This is a genomic window from Tenacibaculum sp. MAR_2009_124 (genome assembly GCF_900105455.1).
Lineage (GTDB): Bacteria > Bacteroidota > Bacteroidia > Flavobacteriales > Flavobacteriaceae > Polaribacter.
On sequence record NZ_FNSF01000001.1, the window covers coordinates 251,773 to 270,259 of the forward strand.

17 protein-coding genes are annotated in these 18,487 nt (G+C 31.1%); 16 read left to right on the forward strand and 1 reads right to left on the reverse strand.

What is annotated here, in order from left to right; all coding sequences use genetic code 11:
- The first annotated feature begins 41 nt into the window (after positions 1-41).
- From BLW23_RS00405 to BLW23_RS00435, 7 genes are all read left to right on the forward strand, one after another.
- Positions 42-989, forward strand: coding sequence for a phosphoribosyltransferase-like protein (locus tag BLW23_RS00405; protein WP_093667281.1), 948 nt, complete (start codon positions 42-44; stop codon positions 987-989).
- 33 nt (positions 990-1,022) lie between these two features.
- Positions 1,023-1,289 carry a hypothetical protein gene (locus tag BLW23_RS00410; protein WP_143032065.1) on the forward strand — a complete coding sequence of 89 codons (267 nt, stop codon included), beginning with the start codon at positions 1,023-1,025 and terminating at the stop codon, positions 1,287-1,289.
- Between the two features lie 172 nt (positions 1,290-1,461).
- On the forward strand, positions 1,462-2,493 hold the full coding sequence (locus tag BLW23_RS00415) for a retron St85 family RNA-directed DNA polymerase (RefSeq protein WP_093667283.1): 1,032 nt from the start codon (positions 1,462-1,464) through the stop codon (positions 2,491-2,493).
- Between the two features lie 113 nt (positions 2,494-2,606).
- The gene (locus BLW23_RS00420; protein WP_093667284.1) at positions 2,607-3,944 is read left to right on the forward strand and encodes a pentapeptide repeat-containing protein; all 1,338 of its coding nucleotides are present in this window, start codon (positions 2,607-2,609) and stop codon (positions 3,942-3,944) included.
- Positions 3,945-3,979: 35 nt separating this feature from the next.
- A complete protein-coding gene (locus tag BLW23_RS00425; RefSeq protein ID WP_093667285.1) occupies positions 3,980-4,162 on the forward strand; it encodes a hypothetical protein in 183 nt (60 codons plus the stop codon).
- 19 nt (positions 4,163-4,181) lie between these two features.
- Positions 4,182-6,008 carry an McrB family protein gene (locus BLW23_RS00430; protein WP_255362691.1) on the forward strand — a complete coding sequence of 609 codons (1,827 nt, stop codon included), beginning with the start codon at positions 4,182-4,184 and terminating at the stop codon, positions 6,006-6,008.
- Complete coding sequence (locus BLW23_RS00435) at positions 6,009-7,319, forward strand: 5-methylcytosine restriction system specificity protein McrC (protein WP_093667286.1); 1,311 nt, start codon at positions 6,009-6,011, stop codon at positions 7,317-7,319.
- Between the two features lie 1,179 nt (positions 7,320-8,498).
- On the opposite strand, the gene BLW23_RS00440 is transcribed toward BLW23_RS00435, so the two are convergent.
- On the reverse strand, positions 8,499-9,299 hold the full coding sequence (locus BLW23_RS00440) for a DUF6261 family protein (RefSeq protein WP_093667287.1): 801 nt from the start codon (positions 9,297-9,299) through the stop codon (positions 8,499-8,501).
- Between the two features lie 246 nt (positions 9,300-9,545).
- Here BLW23_RS00440 and BLW23_RS23540 point away from each other — a divergent pair, with 246 nt between their 5' ends.
- The 9 genes from BLW23_RS23540 to BLW23_RS00480 all read left to right on the forward strand — a co-directional run bounded on the left by BLW23_RS23540 (position 9,546) and on the right by BLW23_RS00480 (position 18,484).
- On the forward strand, positions 9,546-9,671 hold the full coding sequence (locus BLW23_RS23540) for a hypothetical protein (protein WP_255362692.1): 126 nt from the start codon (positions 9,546-9,548) through the stop codon (positions 9,669-9,671).
- A gap of 1,262 nt (positions 9,672-10,933) precedes the next feature.
- Entirely contained in the window at positions 10,934-11,566 is a 633-nt protein-coding gene (locus BLW23_RS00445) for a hypothetical protein (protein WP_093667288.1), read from the forward strand.
- A 1,598-nt stretch (positions 11,567-13,164) separates the two neighbouring features.
- Positions 13,165-13,791 carry an ABC transporter ATP-binding protein gene (locus BLW23_RS00450; RefSeq protein WP_093667289.1) on the forward strand — a complete coding sequence of 209 codons (627 nt, stop codon included), beginning with the start codon at positions 13,165-13,167 and terminating at the stop codon, positions 13,789-13,791.
- The gene (locus BLW23_RS00455; protein ID WP_093667290.1) at positions 13,788-15,260 is read left to right on the forward strand and encodes an ABC transporter permease; all 1,473 of its coding nucleotides are present in this window, start codon (positions 13,788-13,790) and stop codon (positions 15,258-15,260) included. The genes BLW23_RS00450 and BLW23_RS00455 overlap by 4 nt, the downstream gene beginning before the upstream one ends.
- Positions 15,253-15,696: a hypothetical protein gene (locus BLW23_RS23545; protein ID WP_255362693.1), complete on the forward strand. Its 444-nt coding sequence runs from the start codon at positions 15,253-15,255 to the stop codon at positions 15,694-15,696. The genes BLW23_RS00455 and BLW23_RS23545 overlap by 8 nt, the downstream gene beginning before the upstream one ends.
- Before the next feature lie 89 nt (positions 15,697-15,785).
- A complete protein-coding gene (locus tag BLW23_RS00465; RefSeq protein ID WP_093667291.1) occupies positions 15,786-16,652 on the forward strand; it encodes an AraC family transcriptional regulator in 867 nt (288 codons plus the stop codon).
- Positions 16,653-16,759: 107 nt separating this feature from the next.
- Complete coding sequence (locus BLW23_RS00470) at positions 16,760-17,344, forward strand: NHL repeat-containing protein (protein WP_093667292.1); 585 nt, start codon at positions 16,760-16,762, stop codon at positions 17,342-17,344.
- 93 nt (positions 17,345-17,437) lie between these two features.
- The gene (locus tag BLW23_RS00475) at positions 17,438-17,764 is read left to right on the forward strand and encodes a hypothetical protein (protein ID WP_093667293.1); all 327 of its coding nucleotides are present in this window, start codon (positions 17,438-17,440) and stop codon (positions 17,762-17,764) included.
- Positions 17,765-17,935: 171 nt separating this feature from the next.
- Positions 17,936-18,484 (forward strand): DinB family protein, encoded by a 549-nt coding sequence (locus tag BLW23_RS00480; protein WP_093667294.1) that lies wholly within the window; start codon positions 17,936-17,938, stop codon positions 18,482-18,484.
- Positions 18,485-18,487: the final 3 nt, after the last annotated feature.

Here is an 18,487-nt window from a genome sequence, read left to right on the forward strand (position 1 = left end):
TAAAAGAGAGAAATATAAGGTAAATTAATAAATTGTTCTTTTTGAAGGAAAATATAATCAATAGACTCTTTAAAAATCTTTTTAATAAAAAGGTAAAAGAAAATGCTGGAAATGAAAGTGAAGAAGTATTTTCTGATACTGATTATTTACATTTAACAGAGATTTATTTTAAAAATAAGTGGATAAGGCATAAAGCTAACTATACGGGGTTTGAGGTTTTGTGGAGTGATTTTACCGATAGTAAAGAGAAGGCTATAATTAAAAAATTAATCAGTAGTTTTAGATACTTAACTAATGAAGAAGCGGATGAATTGTGTCTGAAGTCTTTGAAAAAGATGATTTTGCAATGGAAACTTAATCCTCTTGATACTTTATTCGTAGCCACTAAAATGGGTCCCTCTCCTGACGGTTCAAATAATTTTATGGGGTATATTAAAGATATTCTACATGAGATAAATGAAGCTTGGTCAGAGAGAAATTTGTTTACGAGCATTGAGGAATCAAAACATTTTCTAATCAGTAACCCTACTAAGAGATCGCGAAGAATAAGAAAAATAGTTTTAATGGATGACTTTGTAGGAACTGGAAAAACAGCAGATGAAAGAATGAAGCACTTTAAAGAAGATTTAGCAGATAGAGAAGTTAAAATCTATTTTTTTGCTTTGGCGGGGATGGAATTAGGATTTAAATTGTTGAAAAAAAATAATAGAGAATTTATAAGTTGCATTGAGTTAAAGAAGGGAACAGAACTATCCTACCCTATATGGGAACGAGAAAAAGTACTTAAGAAAATAACTAATATGGAATCTATTTTAAGCGAAAAAATAAAGAAGAGAGAGTTAAAAGATCATTCATTAGGTTGGGGTAAATCGGAAGCTCTATATACTTGGACTAGATTTAATATACCTAATAATGTTTATCCTATTTTTTGGTGGAGAAAATATAAAGATAACGGAAACCGTAAAACAATGTTTAATAGAATGCAGTAGAAAATGAAAAAAGAAAAACTGTATGCTATTATTATGAAAAATGAAAGTAATGAATTATATATTACGTCATTGAAAGATAGGTTTACACCTGTTGAATTAGCTACTCAATTAGAGTCTTTAGTTGAACAAGAAATTGTAGAGGTAGATTGGAATCGTGGACTTATAGTTAAAATAGGCGATGAAAAAGACATTATAGTTGCTAAGAATAATTTGGATAAAGGTAAAAGAAATACTCCCGATTATATGAGAGCTAATAAGACCCAAATAAACAAACCATATTATAATGAGAGAGAGGATTAGAAAATAAGGCGTAGTCGCCTTAGTAAGGCTCAGGCTGTTTTATCCATTGAAATGATTTGTTAGCACTGAAAATATTTCGATATATTTCCAGAGATAATAAAACATCTCAACATTTGATAAAGTTTCGAGTTTTATTGCTTTAAGGATTGTCGTAATCCTCTCTTTTTCTATTATGAAAGTTGAATATAAAATATCCGATTGGGAAGACCTAATTAACGAGTCTTCATTAACAAAGAAAGAAAAAGTTGAAAAGATGCTTTTTATTAAAAAAGCATATGATAACAATGTTCCTGTTATTTTAGATTTAGATCATCTCTCGCATTTATTTGGTTTAAAAAAAGGAATTGTAGCCAGTATGATAAATAGCTCTCAGAGTTTTTATAGGGAGTTTAAAATACCTAAGAAAAGAGGAGGTTATAGAGATATAGTCACTCCCTACCAATCTTTATTAGAAGCACAACAATGGATTATTGAACATATTTTATCAAAATTTAAAGTTCATGATGCGGCTCATGCTTATGTCAAGAAAAGAAATGTAGCTATGAATGCTATGAGACATATTGGTTGTGACGAGATGCTTAAAATCGACTTAAAGGATTTTTTTCCTTCTATAAAAATACCGAGAGTTAGAGAGTTGTTTAATAGGGTAGGGTACAGTAAAGCGGTAGCAGGTTATTTAACAAAACTATGTTGCTTAAACGGTTCAATACCTCAAGGAGCGGCTACAAGTCCAATGATTAGCAATATTATACTGAATAGTTTAGATAGAAGACTTTATGTTCTTTCTAAAAATATAGGTGTTAAATATAGTAGGTATGCAGATGACTTAGTTTTTTCAGGAGAACATATACCACACGAATTTGCATTAAATGTTGTTAAGAATATAGAAGATTATGGATTTAATATTAACATAGTTAAGTCAAGACATTACAAAAGCCAACAAAGGAAAATGATAACTGGTATTGTTGTGGGAGACGATAATATTCGTTTACCAAAAGTTAAGCGCAGAGAAATAAAAAAAGAAGTCCATTACTTGAAAAAGTTTGGGGTTTTGGATCAGGTAAAGCGATATAATGACATTTATTATATAGATAGAGTACTGGGAAGATTAAGTTTCTGGAAACAGATAGAACCTGATAATATTTATGTGTTGAATTCAATCAAAGAAATAAAAAAAATGTATGAGGAATTTTTAAAAAGTTAAATTAAGAACCAAATTTATTATAAATGAAAAAAGAATTAGAAATAAAAAATGATAGGTAGATTTAAATTCTTAGTAGTAAACTTATTTGTTTAATAGAAATTAACCTTTTACCTGTGATACAAGAAAAAAGAGAAGCAAATGACTGGTCAGAACTCTTTTATATTTGGAGAGAGTCTCTTCATTATGATCAGAGAAATAAAATCAACGGAGTTTACATATATGTCATTGAAGGGATTTTTGATAATCTAGTCATAAATTTTCACTTTGATTTTACTGTTTTTCGCAAACATTGGGATGAAGGATGGAATTATAAACTAGATTTCGGTCTAAATGGAATCATATTTCAAAAATGTATTTTTAAAGAAGATGTTGTTATAGATAATACCAAGGAAGACGCATCGTTTATTAAAGGTTGTACTTTTGAAAAGGCAATTATATCTAAGGGGACTTCAAACAATTTATTATTTAAAAATTGTATTCTAAACGAGGTGAATTTTGAAGATGGCGTTTTTGGAATTGAAGAAAAAGTTAATGATAAAAAGGGGAAAGTTAGATTTCATGATTGTAGAATTCAAAAAGCAAATTTTAGAAATACTACTTTTCATGGTTTAGCTGATTTTTGGAAAACCACCTTCAACAATCGTATTATTTTTTATAAAACAGATTTCTTAAATATTACCGTTTTTTCAGCGGTTACGTTTAAAGATAATGTACTTTTTACGTATTCGTTGTTTAATAGTAAAACAATTTTCAGAGGTACTAAACCTGAAAAAGGAATGGACTTATCCTTAGCCATAATTTCAGGAGAGCTGAACTTATTTGATTTAAACTTAAAATATTTTAAGCATTCGGAACCTCTTACCGAGGAAGATTATGAACATGAAGTTTCTGAAGTTGGTAGTATACCTCTAAAAAACAAGCAGGAAACCTACAGGATCCTGAAAAAGAAATATGAAGCGCAATCAGATAATATTCGAGCTTTAGATTTTAAGTATTTAGAACGGACAAGTCAATCAAGAGCCATAGCAAAGGAAATATTTAGGGCAAAAAGGTATAAGAATGAACATTTCTTGGATTTTATTTATGCTAAATTAAAAGCATTTATAAATCAAATAATTCATGTTTTAAACTTGAGTTCAAACGGTTATGGGAAGTCTTATATTTTAGGGCTTGTATTTACTTTTACTTTGGGCATTCTTTTCTTTAGTTTATCGTTGTTATGTACATCAATATATAAACTAAGTGATTTTACGCATCCTTTTTTTATCATAGAGAATAATGTATCTCATTTTTTAAATTTCTTAAACCCAGCACATAAGTTCAACTATTTAGGAAAAGAATTTGCTCATAAAACCTTTTATATAGGTTTTTATATATGGGATTTCGTTGGTAGGATATTTGTTGGTTATGGAATTTATCAAACCATACAAGCCTTTAGAAAATATAGATAATAGATAAACAAGAATTAAAACCAAACTACTATAAAATGAATAAAGAACTAGAAAATTTAAAACAACAATTTTTGGACCTGTTTATAGATACAAATGAGATTAGTAATGAAACTTTATTAGAAGGTTTAAGAGTTCCTTTGAAGGTGAAAAATATTAATGATTATGAAATGGGTAAGATGAAAAGAGACATTTGTAAACAATTAAGTATTATTAAATAAAGTAAATAATCCCTCAGAAATGAAATTAAAAGAATTAACTGAAGATATAGATGTTTGGTATAATTGGGTGAATGCCTATAAAAAATACGTACCTCTATTTATTACAGAAGCAATAACCAAAATCAATTGGCAGGATTGGGAAAAAGACGTTTTTAATGAGTTTTTTGAAAAATCAGGAGATCAATGTGTGTCCTCTTTAAAACAAGGTTATTTTACTAACGAAGAGAAGAACAGAATAAAAGACAATTGGAATGAAATAGCTCCTTTTCTAAAAATTATTGCAAAAAATCAAGAAACTCCTCAGTGGGAGCAATATGAAGAGCTAAAAAAAATCATTAGAAAATTTACTAAAAATGATATGAGATCAGCAACAAATAGATTGATTGCTGGTTTACAACCTAAGTTACTTTGCACTATAGTAAAAGAAGAAAGTTTAAGGGAGTTGTATGATTATTTGCGAGAAACTGTGGAGGAAGAAGTACCACCCTACCGACACAACTGGTTTAGAGATAGTAATACAATAGCAAAACTTTTCCAGAAGAGTCGTACAGAAGAAGATTTTATGGATTTAATATCTTATCCATGGCAAGTATATGAAAATTCAAGAAATTCTAATTTAAAAGCTGAAATGATAAACAAGGAAGAAGTAAAAAGATATATTGATTTATTAAAATCAAAAAACCAAATTATTTTGCAGGGACCTCCTGGTACGGGAAAAACTAGATTGGCAAAACAAATAGCTGGAGAATTAACAAAAGGATCTACTGTAGAAGAGTTAGCTGGAGAACAAACTGAGATAATACAATTTCATCCAAGTTATACCTATGAAGATTTTGTACGAGGAATTACCATAAAAAATAATGGAGAGGGCTTAGAGTATGTAACGGAAAACAAAGTGTTAGCTAACATTGCTGACCGTGCCTTAAAGAATTATACCAATCACCATAAAGAAGTAAAAGCGTTTAATAAAGAAACTTTATTAGAAAAACAGTTCAATTTATTTCTTGATACTATAGAGCAAGGAATTGAAGAAAGTAAAGGGTATTTAGAATTAACTGAAAATGTAGGTCTCATTAATTTAGATGAAGATGCTTTTAGGTATAAGGGAAAAGCGGAAGGTTGGTTAAAAAATGGAAATAGAATGTTGTTTAAAGATATTAAACAAGCATTTTTAGATGGAAATAAAGAGCGTCAAGATTTAAAAAATAATCCAAATTTATCAGGTTTGGCCAAACAACATGCAAGTTACTTTGTACGTGTTTTAAATAAATTCCAACTTTTTATAGAGGAAAATAAAATCTCATTTGATGAAATAGTAATAGAAAATGAACCTCTTAAAAATTATGTGTTAATAATAGATGAAATAAATAGAGCTAACTTATCAAGTGTTTTAGGTGAACTCATTTATGCATTAGAGTATAGAGGAGAGTCAGTAGATAGCATGTATGCTTTGGAAGATGGCAATAAAGAAATTATTTTGCCACCTAACCTTTATATTATTGGTACTATGAATACTGCTGATAGAAGTGTTGGACAAATTGATTATGCAATCCGCAGACGTTTTGCTTTTGTTGAGGTGTTACCAGAGGATTTGACGGGGAAATTGGAAGGCTTGGAGTTTGCAACTGAATCATTTGAAAAAGTTCAAAAAATTTTTGATAACTATATTTCATCTGAGTTTAAAAAGGAAGATGTACAATTAGGACATAGTTATTTTATTCACGAAAGGAATGACGATTTTTCAATAAAAAAGAAATATGAAATCCAACCTATTTTACATGAATATATAAAAGATGGAATTTTAGAAGATAGAGGAAAGTTGTTAGAAGAAATAAAAGATTTATAAATGATAACTCTAACAGAGCATACAGGTTCTTCAGTTAAGGAGCCTCTGAAATTTGAAGAAGTGGATAAAGAACATTTAAAAAACAATGACTTTGTCCGCTTTTTCGGAAAGAAAGAAGATGGTCGTATTTGTTATCAGATTAGATACGATAAAGAGAAAATGGATTTTCAATTCAATTCTTCTTACATGGTGGGCTTGGATTGGGTAATTCCTAATAAGGTAAGTATCCAAGTTCTACCAAAATTAAACAATGAAGAGATTGAAGTTGATTTTCTCTCTATGTTGTTTGAAGCTTTAAAGGAAACGGAAAATTTAAAGCATATAGAAGGTCTTTGTGAAATAGATTTTAAAGCTCCGAGGATATCAGTTCAACAACAACAAGATGTTTTAACTCCCTTTTTATTAATTCAGTTTTTAAGTGTACTACAAGTTATAGTAAAAAAAGGCTTAAGAAAATCGTATTACAAAGTATCAGAAAGCTTGAATGGAAGAGTCAAAGGTAAAATAGGTATTGCAAATACAGTAAAAAAACACCATATAAAGAAGAAGTTACAATATACATATTGCACTTATGAGGAATTTGGGGTTAACACTTTAGAAAATAAAATTCTAAAAAAAGGATTGTTTTTCTGCATGCAAATAATTAACGAGTATGCTTTTTTAAAAGATAGATATATTTACTTGCTTAATTATCTACAGGCTGCTTTTGAAAAAATATCGGACGATGTTTCTATAAAAGAAATAAAACATAGAAAAAAGAATCCTTTTTACAAAGAATATGATATAGCTTTAAAATTGGCTGAACAAATTCTAAAAAAGTACGATTATAACATAACAAAAACTTCAGAAACGCTTCATGAGACGTTTCCATTTTGGTTAGATATGTCAAAGCTATTTGAACTATATGTATTTAAAAAATTGAAAGAAAGGTTTCCTTTAGAAGGAGAGGTAGTATATCATAAAAAATACCATCGTTTAGAGCCCGATTTTATTGTAAAGGAAAGTAATGGAGACTATGAGCTAGTAGTGGATGCTAAATACAAGCCAAGGTATGAAAAAGGTAATATTTTGCATAAAGATGCCGCTCAAGTGAGTGGATATACAAGACTTAAAAGTATTCGAAAAGAGCTTGGATGTTCTGGCAATGAGATATTAAAAGCCTTAATAATTTTTACAAGCAAAGATACCGACAATCAGAGTATTGAGAAGGAAGATATTTTGAACGTGGAAGATAAACGTTATAAAGAATTATATAAATATTCAATATCGTTACCAAAAATATTACAAACCGTTGTCGAAGTGGAGCGTTAGCTTCTGAAGCTTTCATAAACAGCAAAAAAACTTTGTAAAGAATAATGATTAGCAAAAACTCATTAATAAAATTTAGAACCCACAATTAAATATTGATCACTGATCATTGGCCACTGAAAAACCTTCCCAGCCACGCTGGCATGGCTTCGGGGACTGCCGAGAGCTTCCCAGCCTCGCTGGCACGACTTCCGGGACTGCCGAGAGCTTCCCAGCCACACTGGCATAACTTTGGACAATGCACAGAACTCCTGTTCTTTCCAAGGTGTTGGTTTTTAAGAGAAAGTACTCGTGTCAGACGAGCGTTAGCCCTTAGTTTAGCATTGTAACATATACGGAAATCGATGGACTATCTTGTCATAAACAAATCGTCACCCTAAACTTGATGCTGGGGTTCATCCATATAGAATTTTATTACTATGAGATGCTGAACTCAATCCAGTATGGCGTATATTTTTATGCCTTCACAGTCATTTCGACCAGAGGGAGAAATCTTTGGCTATTTCAAAGGTAATTCAGATTTCTCAGTCATTACCATTCCTTCGAAATGACTTTAGTTATTGACGCTGTAAGCACTCGTCCAAGACGAGCGCTAGCGATGAAATTGTATGGAATGAAATGGAGTTTAACTTAGTATCGAGAAGTTTTTGATAGTTTGTTTCAAGAATAGTTCTCGATACAATTTTAGTCTCACTAAGGTTCGACTAAAATCACTCGAACTGACAGTTGAGGTTGAAAGATTATTTCCGTATATAATTCAGAATTATTTTTTATTTCTGTATTTCAAAACAATATTCATGAAGCCTTCTGTCTAAACCAAGAAATAGAGAACGAAGGAGCGGAATTGCGATGCGGAGTATCAAGCATGCAGCTTGGAGAGAGAACGATACGAAGTAATTTCCTAGGTTGTACTTGATTTTTTGTTTCGTTTTGTATCAAGACAAAATGAAAAGAGTATTAAAAATATTTCTGTCTATAATCTAGATTTCTCAGTCATTACCATTCCTTCGAAATGATCATACGACTAGTAATAAAACAAAACACCGCTGAAAAGCGGTGTATGTCTTGAAAAACGGTTAAATAAATAATGTTTACTCACTATGTGAGTTGTATGTTTCGATTTTTAAATCAAATATTTTGAATTGTTTCTTTTTAGATTTTATAATAAAATCAATACAATGATTAATCAGTTTCAGTTTGATTGTCATTGTCAATATCCGTATCTGAATCCACTGGTGGGTTTTCAGAAACTTGAGTATTGTTACTATTAAAGCTTCTTAAAACCGCCGTATTGTATTGATCGGTTAAGGTATTCCATTCATTGGCAACAGTATCAAAGAGCCCTATATTGGGAAGCCCGTCCACTTGAGCTATTGTAGCTCTGGCAATAAATAGATTCTTTAGCGTTTTAAATTCGCTAACCGCTCTTTTTCGAATTTCTGCAACCAAGCCTTCTTGTTCAACAGACAAGTTTTGGGCACGTGCTACGTACTTTTCGTTAAAAGAGTTATTTAGGTTTTTTAAATGCGACACCCATTGGGTTAGTTCAAGCGAGGTTACTTCAGCAATCAAATCGGTTTCCAAATCATTAATAATAGCACTTAAAGTAGCTGTTTCCTCTTGATAACGTAAAAGTTGAACATCAGCACCATAACTAGCAATCTTATCAGAAATTAAAAAAGCTGCGTTTTTTAAATTTTCGTTGTAGTGATTACTCGCCCATGCTGATACTGTAAGTTTGAGCCCGACAAAACTGGCATCACGTTGTGCGTCAAGTTCTGCAATTTGAGGGGTAAGCTCACTACCTTTACTTTGTTGCCAATTAGGAATAAAACTAGCCATAGTACTAGCTAAAGCCATTCTGTGATTTTCTAGTTGTAAATTGGTAGCTCTTTCTGGGGTTAAAATTTCGAGTACATTATTAAAGTATTGTACTACATCTCCTTTACGGTACTTCTCTAAATTAGGAGTGGTAATTTTCATAGAATAAAATTTTACTTTTTCAAGACCTTCTAAAATAAGTATTTTTGTTTGATATTTAGTGTTTTAGTTTTTGCAATCTTCGCAAAAGAGAATTGAAATAGGGAGATTTCTATATCATATTAGAAAAAGGATTGTTCATAGATCATTAAAGCCGTCCAAACCAAGAAATAGAGTTATAAAGTATAGTGTTATCTTTTCTTTTCTTTTTCCATTGATGAAAAAGAAGCAAAAAATCTAGTCTTAACCATGCTTCGCTCAAAACTAATCATCCTCGAATCTAAATTAAAAGAACTCGCTGGTGCTCAAACAGCTTTTAATTTTGACGATTCTTGCGGTGTTATTTTTGGCTTGTCTGCTTATGACGGTTTATAAAGAGTATGTGGTAAAGAGGTAAACTTCACCCTGAATTAGATTTCTCAGTTATTACCATTCCTTCGAAATGACCGTAATGATCAAGGACGTCCAAACCAAGAAATAGAGAACGAAGGAGCTGAATTGCGATGCGCGGCATCAAGCATGTAGCTTCGAGAGAGAACGATACGGAGTAATTTCCTAGGTTGGACTTGATTTTTGGTTCTTTTTATCAAGAAAAAGAATGAGCAATGAATAAACTGTAAGCTATTATGATGAGATACAGAACTAAATTCAGCATGACGTATATTTTTATATCCTCACAGTCATTTCTACTTGTGGGAGAAATCCGTTATTGATTCAGTATGCGATTTGGATTTCTTAGTCACTATCGTTTCTTCGAAAAAACCTTAGTATTGGAGTTGTAAGCACTCGTCTAAGACGAGCGTTAGCGATTGTTTTATATAAAAGAAATAATGATATAAATGTAACTTTCTTTTCTTTTTCCATTGATGAAAAATAAACAAAAAATTTGGTCCTAACCATACTTCACTTAAAACTAATCATCCTCGAATCGAAATTAAAAGAACTCGTTGCACTCAAACAGCTTTTAATTCTAATGACTCTTGCGGTGTTATTTTTGGATTGTCTGTCTATGACGGTTTACCACAGAGGTGCTATGTTGGTTTATAATACAATTCAGGTTTCTTAATTAGTATCATTTCTTCTAAATAACCTTAATGATCAAGAACGTCCAAACCAAGAAATAGAGAACAAAGGAGCGGAATTGCGATGCGCAGCATCAAGCATGTAGCTTCACCTGTTAGCGCTCGTCTTTGACGAGTGCCATCAAAGACTAATGGAATACAAAATTTAATTCCAAAATAATAAGAAGAAAAAGTAAATTTTTGTGTAGTTTATTTCGAGAATAGACAACTATTTTATAGACAAGTCTTGTTGTAGAGAGCGAGAGCACTCGTCAAAGACGAGCACTAGCAATGGAAATGAAATGGAGTTTAATTTAGTATCGAAAAGTTTTTGATAGTTCGTTTTAGGAATACTTCTCGATACAATTTTAGTCTCACTAAGGTTCGACTAAAATCACTCGAACTGACAGTTGAATTTTTAAGTTCATTTCTAGTGGAATGGAGAAATCTTTCCCTGTATTGGATAAGCTTAAAGTCCATTGATTTCAGAAGTTTTAACAAAATCGACTTTCAAGCCATGACATACCGTTGTCATGGGGCCATCGTAGTTTTGCAGCATAACAAAAATAAATAGTCATGATACGACCAAATAGCGGAAAGCCAAAAATAATGGAGTTTACCTCATTTAAGAAAAGAGAAGAAATTTCAGATGAGGAGTTGATTCAAAGTGTAAGACAATTTGAAAATTCTTTTTTAGCAAAAGAAGAAGGAATTCTTTTTCATTGTTTAGTAAGAAATTCAAATAATGATTATGCCAATGTGCTTTTTACTGAGAATATGGAAAGCATGAAAGAACTAGAAAAAGCGGCAGCGAATAGTGAAGAAGCGACGTACTTTTTTAGTTTAGTAGAACCAGGGTCGGTTCAAATGAATTTTCAAACGATTGAAAAAAATGATTTCATTATACCTGATAGCTTTTCCTGTGTTGAGTATGGAAGTTTTTCTTTAAAAGATGTTTCAAACTTTGAAAACCTGTTGTCTGTTTCAGAGACGATAGAGAAAGAGTATTTAAGTAAGTCGGAGAATACGAAGGCTCATTTTATCGGTAAGATTACTGAAAACCATTTTTCTGAAGTAACATTTGGAAGTACTTTGGATAAAACAAAAGAAATTTGTTCAGGCTATACTCAAAATGAGTATTGCATACCCATGCTTGAAATGGCAGATGCGGATTCTATGAAGCTTGATTTTTGGCATCTAATAAATTAATTGATGTCAGAGGAATAAGATTGTAGTTTTAAAAGTTTCGAAAAGATTTGTTATTAAGCATCTTTTCGAAATTTTTTTTAAATCATTTGAGAGAATCAGGTGAATTATTATGTGGTAATATATTTTCTTTTTATATCAAGAAGTACATAATAGTTTGTTTTAAGAATAGTTCTCAGTATAGTTTTATTCTCACCTATGTTTGATTAAAATCATTCGAACTGATAGTTGTATTTCAGTGTCATTTCGACCTAAGGACTAGCGCTCTGCCGTATCGAGTGCCGTCAAAGGCTAATACACTACAAAATTTAATTCCGAAAGAGTAAGAATAAAAACATGTTATAGTTCGGTTTATTTAGAGAGTAGATACAACTGTTTTTTAATGGGTGTCTGATGTTGTAAGCACTCGTCTAAGACGAGCGCTAACGATTATTTTATATAAAAGAAATAATGATATAAATGTAACTTTCTTTTCTTTTTCCATTGATGAAAAATAAACAAAAAATCTAGCCCTAACCATACTTCACTCAAAACTAATCATCCTCGAATCGAAATTAAAAGAACTCGCTGCACTCAGACAGCTTTTAATTCTAATGATTCTTGCGGTGTTATTTTTGGATTGTCTGTCTATGACGGTTAATAAAGTAATCGTCAGCATGGGTTAGCGCTCGACTGTGTCGCGAGTGTCGTCAAAGATTAATGCAAAGCTATATTTAACTTTAAAAGAGTAAGAATGAAAGCATATTATAGATAGGTTTATTTAGAGAGTAGATACAACTGTTTTTTAATGCGTGTCTGATGTTGTAAGCACTCGTCTAAGACGAGCGCTAGCAATTGTTTTGAATAAAAGAAATAATGATATAAATGTAACTTTCTTTTCTTTTTCCATTGATGAAAAAGAAGCAAAAGATCTAGTCCTAACCATACTTCACTCAAAACTAATCATCCTCGAATCTTAATTAAAAGAACTCGCTGGTGCTCAAAAAATTTTTAATTTTGACGATTCTTGCGGTGTTATTTTTGGCTTGTCTGCTTATGACGGTTAATAAAGTAATCGTCAGCAAGGGCTAGCGCTCGACTGTGTCGAGTGCCGTCAAAGATTAATGCACGGCTATATTTAACTTTTAAGGAGTAAGAATAAAATCATATTATAGATCGGTTTATTTAGAGAGTAGATACAACTGTTTTTTAATGTGTGTGTGATGTTGTAAGCACTCGTCTAAGACGAGCGCTAGCGATTGAAGAAATCTAATATTCGTTGAACAAATAGTCTAAATTTCTGAGCTACTATCGTGAATTACTATATGTGGTAATGTATTTTCTTTTTGTATCAAGACAAAATGAAAGAGAGATTAAATATGATTCAGGATACATTGAAAGTTTTCAGTTACGATCCTTCCTTCGAAACAACTTTGATTTTATGGTTTCATTAAGAGGAACCTATAATATGCTGAAGTAATTATAGTATTTTACTTTCGAATGAGGCTCTTAATAATTTTGATATTATTAGTTTTACAGTGAATTTATATTTTATAAATTCATGTTAACATTTTGTTGTTGCAACTAAATTGCATTAATATTGTTTAATTATCTAAATTAACATGGTAAAAACAGCTGATTTATCGTATTCGTATGGTACTGAGGAGAGTTTTAACTTTCCAGATATAACCCTTAACCCAACTGAACATCTGCTTATATTAGGCCCGTCAGGAGTGGGGAAAACAACGTTATTGTATTTAATGGCGGGGCTTTTACAGCCTCAAAAAGGAAATGTATTTATTGATGAAATAGATTTAAAATCTTTATCAAGACAGCAGTTAGATACTTTTAGGGGTACACATGTAGGTCTTATTTTTCAGCAATATCATTTTGTGAATTCTTTAAATGTTTCAGAGAACTTAAAGCTTCGACAAAGTTTCCCAAAAAAAATAAATGATAAAAAAAGAACTATGGAGCTTGCAGAGAGATTGGGATTGGCGGAACATTTAACCAAAAAGGTGTCCAATTTGAGTCAGGGGCAACAGCAACGATTGGCGATTGCCTTGGGAATTATTCATCAACCAAAAGTTATTTTTGCCGATGAGCCAACCTCTAATTTAGATGATGCAAATTGTGATAGAGTAATTGAGTTATTGAAGGAAGAAGCAACCATCAGTAAAAGTAGTTTGGTTATTATTACACATGATTTCAGAGTGAAGTCCCATTTTAAAAATCAGGTTACCTTATGAAAATAGGATATTTAGCATATAAAAATTTAGTATCAAAACCATTCAATTTATTGTTGAGTTTAATGTTACTGGTGTTGAGTGTTTCCTTGGTTACTTTTGTGTTGCAATTAAGCAAGCAGGTAGGAGGACAATTAAGTAAGAATATTACTCCTTTTGATATGGTAGTAGGGGCGAAAGGGAGTCCTTTGCAATTGGTGTTGTCATCAGTGCTTCATATTGATGCTCCCACGGGAAATATTAAGTTAAAGGAAGCGAAACAAGTACAAAACAATCCACTGGTTAAATTCGCAATACCACTTTCTTATGGAGATAATTATAAAGGAGTACGAATTTTAGGGACCACAACGGATTACATAGATAAATATGGAGCCATTTTAGAAGAAGGTAGGTTGTTTGAAAAATCTTTTGAAGTGGTTATAGGGAGTAATGTTTCGAAAAGATTAGAACTAAAAATAGGTGATAGTTTTAGTGGATCGCATGGATTATTAGAATCTGCTTTTGATGTGCATGATGAACATCCTTTTACGGTAAAAGGAATTTTAAAATCAACAGGAACAGTTGTTGATCAATTGATCATTACTAATTTAGAAAGTGTTTGGGAAACACATGATCATGGAAGTCATGATAACGAAACTCCCGTAAATAACCACAATGATGAACATGACCACGATGATGATGCTCACGATCATGGAGATGATAAAAAGGAGCATGGTGGACATGACCACGATGAAGAAATACACGATCATGGAGATCATGAAAAGGAGCATGGTGGACATGACCACGATGATCATGATCACGATCACGTAGATCATGAAAAAGAGCATAATGAACATGACCGGGATGATGATGCTCACAGTCACGAAGATCATGACCATGATAGTATGGAAAAAAATGGGAAGATTGATCTAAATAACTATAGTGATAATAAGGAAATTACTTCTTTATTGGTGAAATTTAGAAGTCCAATAGGAATGATTCAATTTCCAAGGTATATTAACGAAAATACAAATATGCAATCGGCTTTACCAAGTTATGAGATTCAACGATTAACAAATCTTTTTGGTTCAGGAATAAAAATGATCAACGGAATCGCTTTTGCTATTTTATTAGTTTCTGGATTAAGTATATTTATAAGTTTGTTAAAAACAATCAGAGAAAGAAAAAATGAACTAGCTTTGTTGCGAACGTATGGAGTTCGTAGTAGTCAATTATTGGTTTTAGCACTTTTAGAAGGTTTGTTTTTAGCAGGATTGGGGTATGTTTTAGGATGGATTTTCGGAAGAATTGGAATATGGGGTGTTTCTAGTTATATGCAAAAATCATATGGTTATGCTTTAGAGATTAACGGACCAGAAATATTTGAGTTATTTTTACTGGGCATGGTAATTGTTATAGCAATAGTGGCTACTTTACTAGCTTCACTTTCAATTTTTAAATTAAATGTAGCAAAAACATTGTCTGATGGATAAAAAAAATATCGTAACCTTTTTCATTTTTACATTATTAAGCATCTGTGCTATGGCTCAAGAAAAGTTAAACTGGGTCGATTTCGCTGATGTCACTTTTAAGTCTGAATACAATACACTTCATAAAGCCAATTATTTGGTGCCTACTTTTGGTGAAACAATAAAATCATATACAGGAAAACAGATTAAAATTAAAGGATATTTTTTAGATATTGCTGGAGATGGTTCCATGCTTTTACTTTCTCAAAACCCTATGGCAGCTTGTTATTTTTGTGGCGGTTCAGGACCCGAAAGTATCATAGAAGTAATATTTAAGGAGAAACCTAATTTTAAGACAGATCAGATTATTGAAATTGTAGGAACTCTTAAACTTAATAATGAAGATGTAGAACACTGTAACTATATTCTTGAAAATGCTACAGGTGTTTTAATTGATTAATAATCAGCTTTTCAATTAAACCTTTTTAGAAAATGTAAGTCTAAGGTGTTGTTCAGAAGGGAATAACATCAAATCTAACAAAGGGGGAATTGGAAGAGTCAAAAAATACAGAAGTATTAAGATTCAAAAAGAATGTCGAAAACGTTGGTTTCGAAATAATTCGTTTATCTGATTTTTATTCAAGAATAGATGAGAATAGACAGGAACCTCACATTATAAATTTTTATGCAATTTTGTTTATTACCGAAGGTAAAGGAATACATGAAATTAATTTTGAAAGATATTCTTATAAAGAAAAGAGTTTCCTTTTTATAAATAAAGGTCAATACCATAAGTGGGTTGATTATAATAGCACAAAGGGGTATATTATTGTTTTTACTGAAGATTTTTTGGAAAGCAATCAATTAAAATTTAAAGATTTATCATATTCATTTCCTTATAATAGTTATTTGTACAAACCTTATTTAGAACTAAGTTCATTGGTTGTAAATTCATTTCTTAATTTAGTAGCGTTTTTATATGAGGAATATAAATTGCCTGAAAGTGATGAGAAAAATGAAATTTTACAATGTTTATTGCGTACTTTTTTACTGAAAATAAAGAGCAAAGAGCCATTGAATAAACAATATTCTAATGTAACTCAAAAGGAGCTTTTTATTAGGTATCAAAAAATGATTGATCATAGATTAAATCAGTCAAGAAATGTAAATGATTACTGTCAATGGTTATCCGTTTCGTATAAAAAGCTCAATGAATCATGTAAAACATTTACCCAAAAAACTGCAAAGAATTTTCTCGATAGTATATTAGTTCTTAGGGCAAAGCAGCTCCTTATTGAAAATAAAAAGAGTATTAGTGAAATAGCTTACTCATTAAGCTTTGAAGAACCTACCAATTTTGCAAAATTCTTTAAAAAATATACTAATTGTACACCAAAAGAATTTCGAGAGGTGTAGAAAAGAATAAAATAGAGAAAAGATTTACCATTCTTTTTAAATATTGACCTTTTGTACAATTGGCAATCATTCGATTTTTGTAACATCATTAATTAAAATCGAAGATGATGAGAAAGTTTAAATTTATTTATTTTTTAACCATAACAGCATTACTGGCATTTTTTGTAGCTTGTAATAATAATGACGAAGATTATAATCATGAAAACACAATTAATATACCTAGCAATTTATCTGTAACTGATATTGGGTTTTACCCAGAGGATATCACCATTGTTAATAATAAGGTTTTTATTAGTGGTTTTGGAGATGGAACGGTACAATATTTTGATTTATATGAGACAGAACCATCAGCAAAATTATTTGTGAATGTGGAAACGGGGTATGCGCAAGCATGGGGTTTAAAAAGCGATGGAACCGTTTTATTAAGTCTTTTGAATAATGCAGATTTTACTGGGAATCCTCCAGGAGCAAGTAAATTGGTTGCATATGGTGTTAATAGTGGAGAAAAAATAGGAGAGTGGGACCTACCCGAAAGCACAATTGGTCATACCGTATCAATTGTTGATGGCAAGTATTACATAAGTGATTTTGGAAATCCTAGGATTATTCAAGTAGATCCTTCAACAGGAAACGTAAATGCTAATTGGTTTACATCTGATCTATGGGATCCATCAATAGATGGAAATTTATGAGGAACAATATATGATCCAGTAAAGAATGCTTTCTATATTTATTTAGGATTTAAGCTATGATATTTACCCATTAGTAATGGTCAGCCAGGGGAGATGCAAGAGGTATCAATTTCAGGATTAAGTATGGAGCAAGTTAATATGGATGGTATTTCGTGGGGAAAAGATAACAATACACTTTATTATGCCTCAAATGATGCAGGAAACCCTGAAAATGTAGGAACGGTTTATAAATTAGAATTCTCAAATGAAGTGACGGCTTCAGGAACTATAATTAAAACAGGATTAGATGATACTTCTGGAGTTTGGTACTTGAATAATAATGGTTCAGAATATCTTTTTGTTTGTGAATCGCAGTTTGGAGCATTGTTTGGTTTAAATTCTTTAGAACCACCATTTAATATTGAAATAGTGAATTTATAAAACAATATTGTTTCAGTATAGAAGGGAATGTTAGGAATTTGATTTTAGGTGAAACGATTAAAGGTTCTTAACATTCTTTTTTTAGTTTTTTATATTTGAGTAGTTAAAAGTATTGATTTCAATCAACATTTTTTTTAAGGAAAATAATCACTTTTGAAAAAAATAAAAAAGATGATTTTTAATAAGGAAGAATTACTAAATGAACTTATCCAATTAGTGGATTCACATATTGAGTTTGCAGAGACTCTAAGAAGCAAAGACATTGGAAATTTACACTATAAATTAAACGATAAATCTTGGTCTGTAGTTGAATGTATTGAGCATTTAAATTTATATGCAAAGTTTTATAATAAAGAAATTACTCATAGGATAGAGACATCTAATTATCCAACTTCAGATGTTTTTAAATCAGGAACTTTTGGTAATAAGTTTGCGATGGATATGTTACCAGGAGAGCAAATGAAAAAGATGAATACTTTTAAAAGTAAAAATCCTATTTATTCAAAGCTCGATAGTGAAAAAGTACTTTCAGAATTTTTAAACCTTCAAAAGGAATTATTAGATCTTATTGAGAAAGCTAAAACAAAAAATTTAACAAAAACGAAAACGTCTATTACCCTACCTTTATTGAAGTTTCGCTTGGGAGATACCTTTCGTTTTGTTATTTACCATAACGAAAGGCATGTCGTCCAAGCTAAAAATGTTTTGAAACAGTTATAAAAT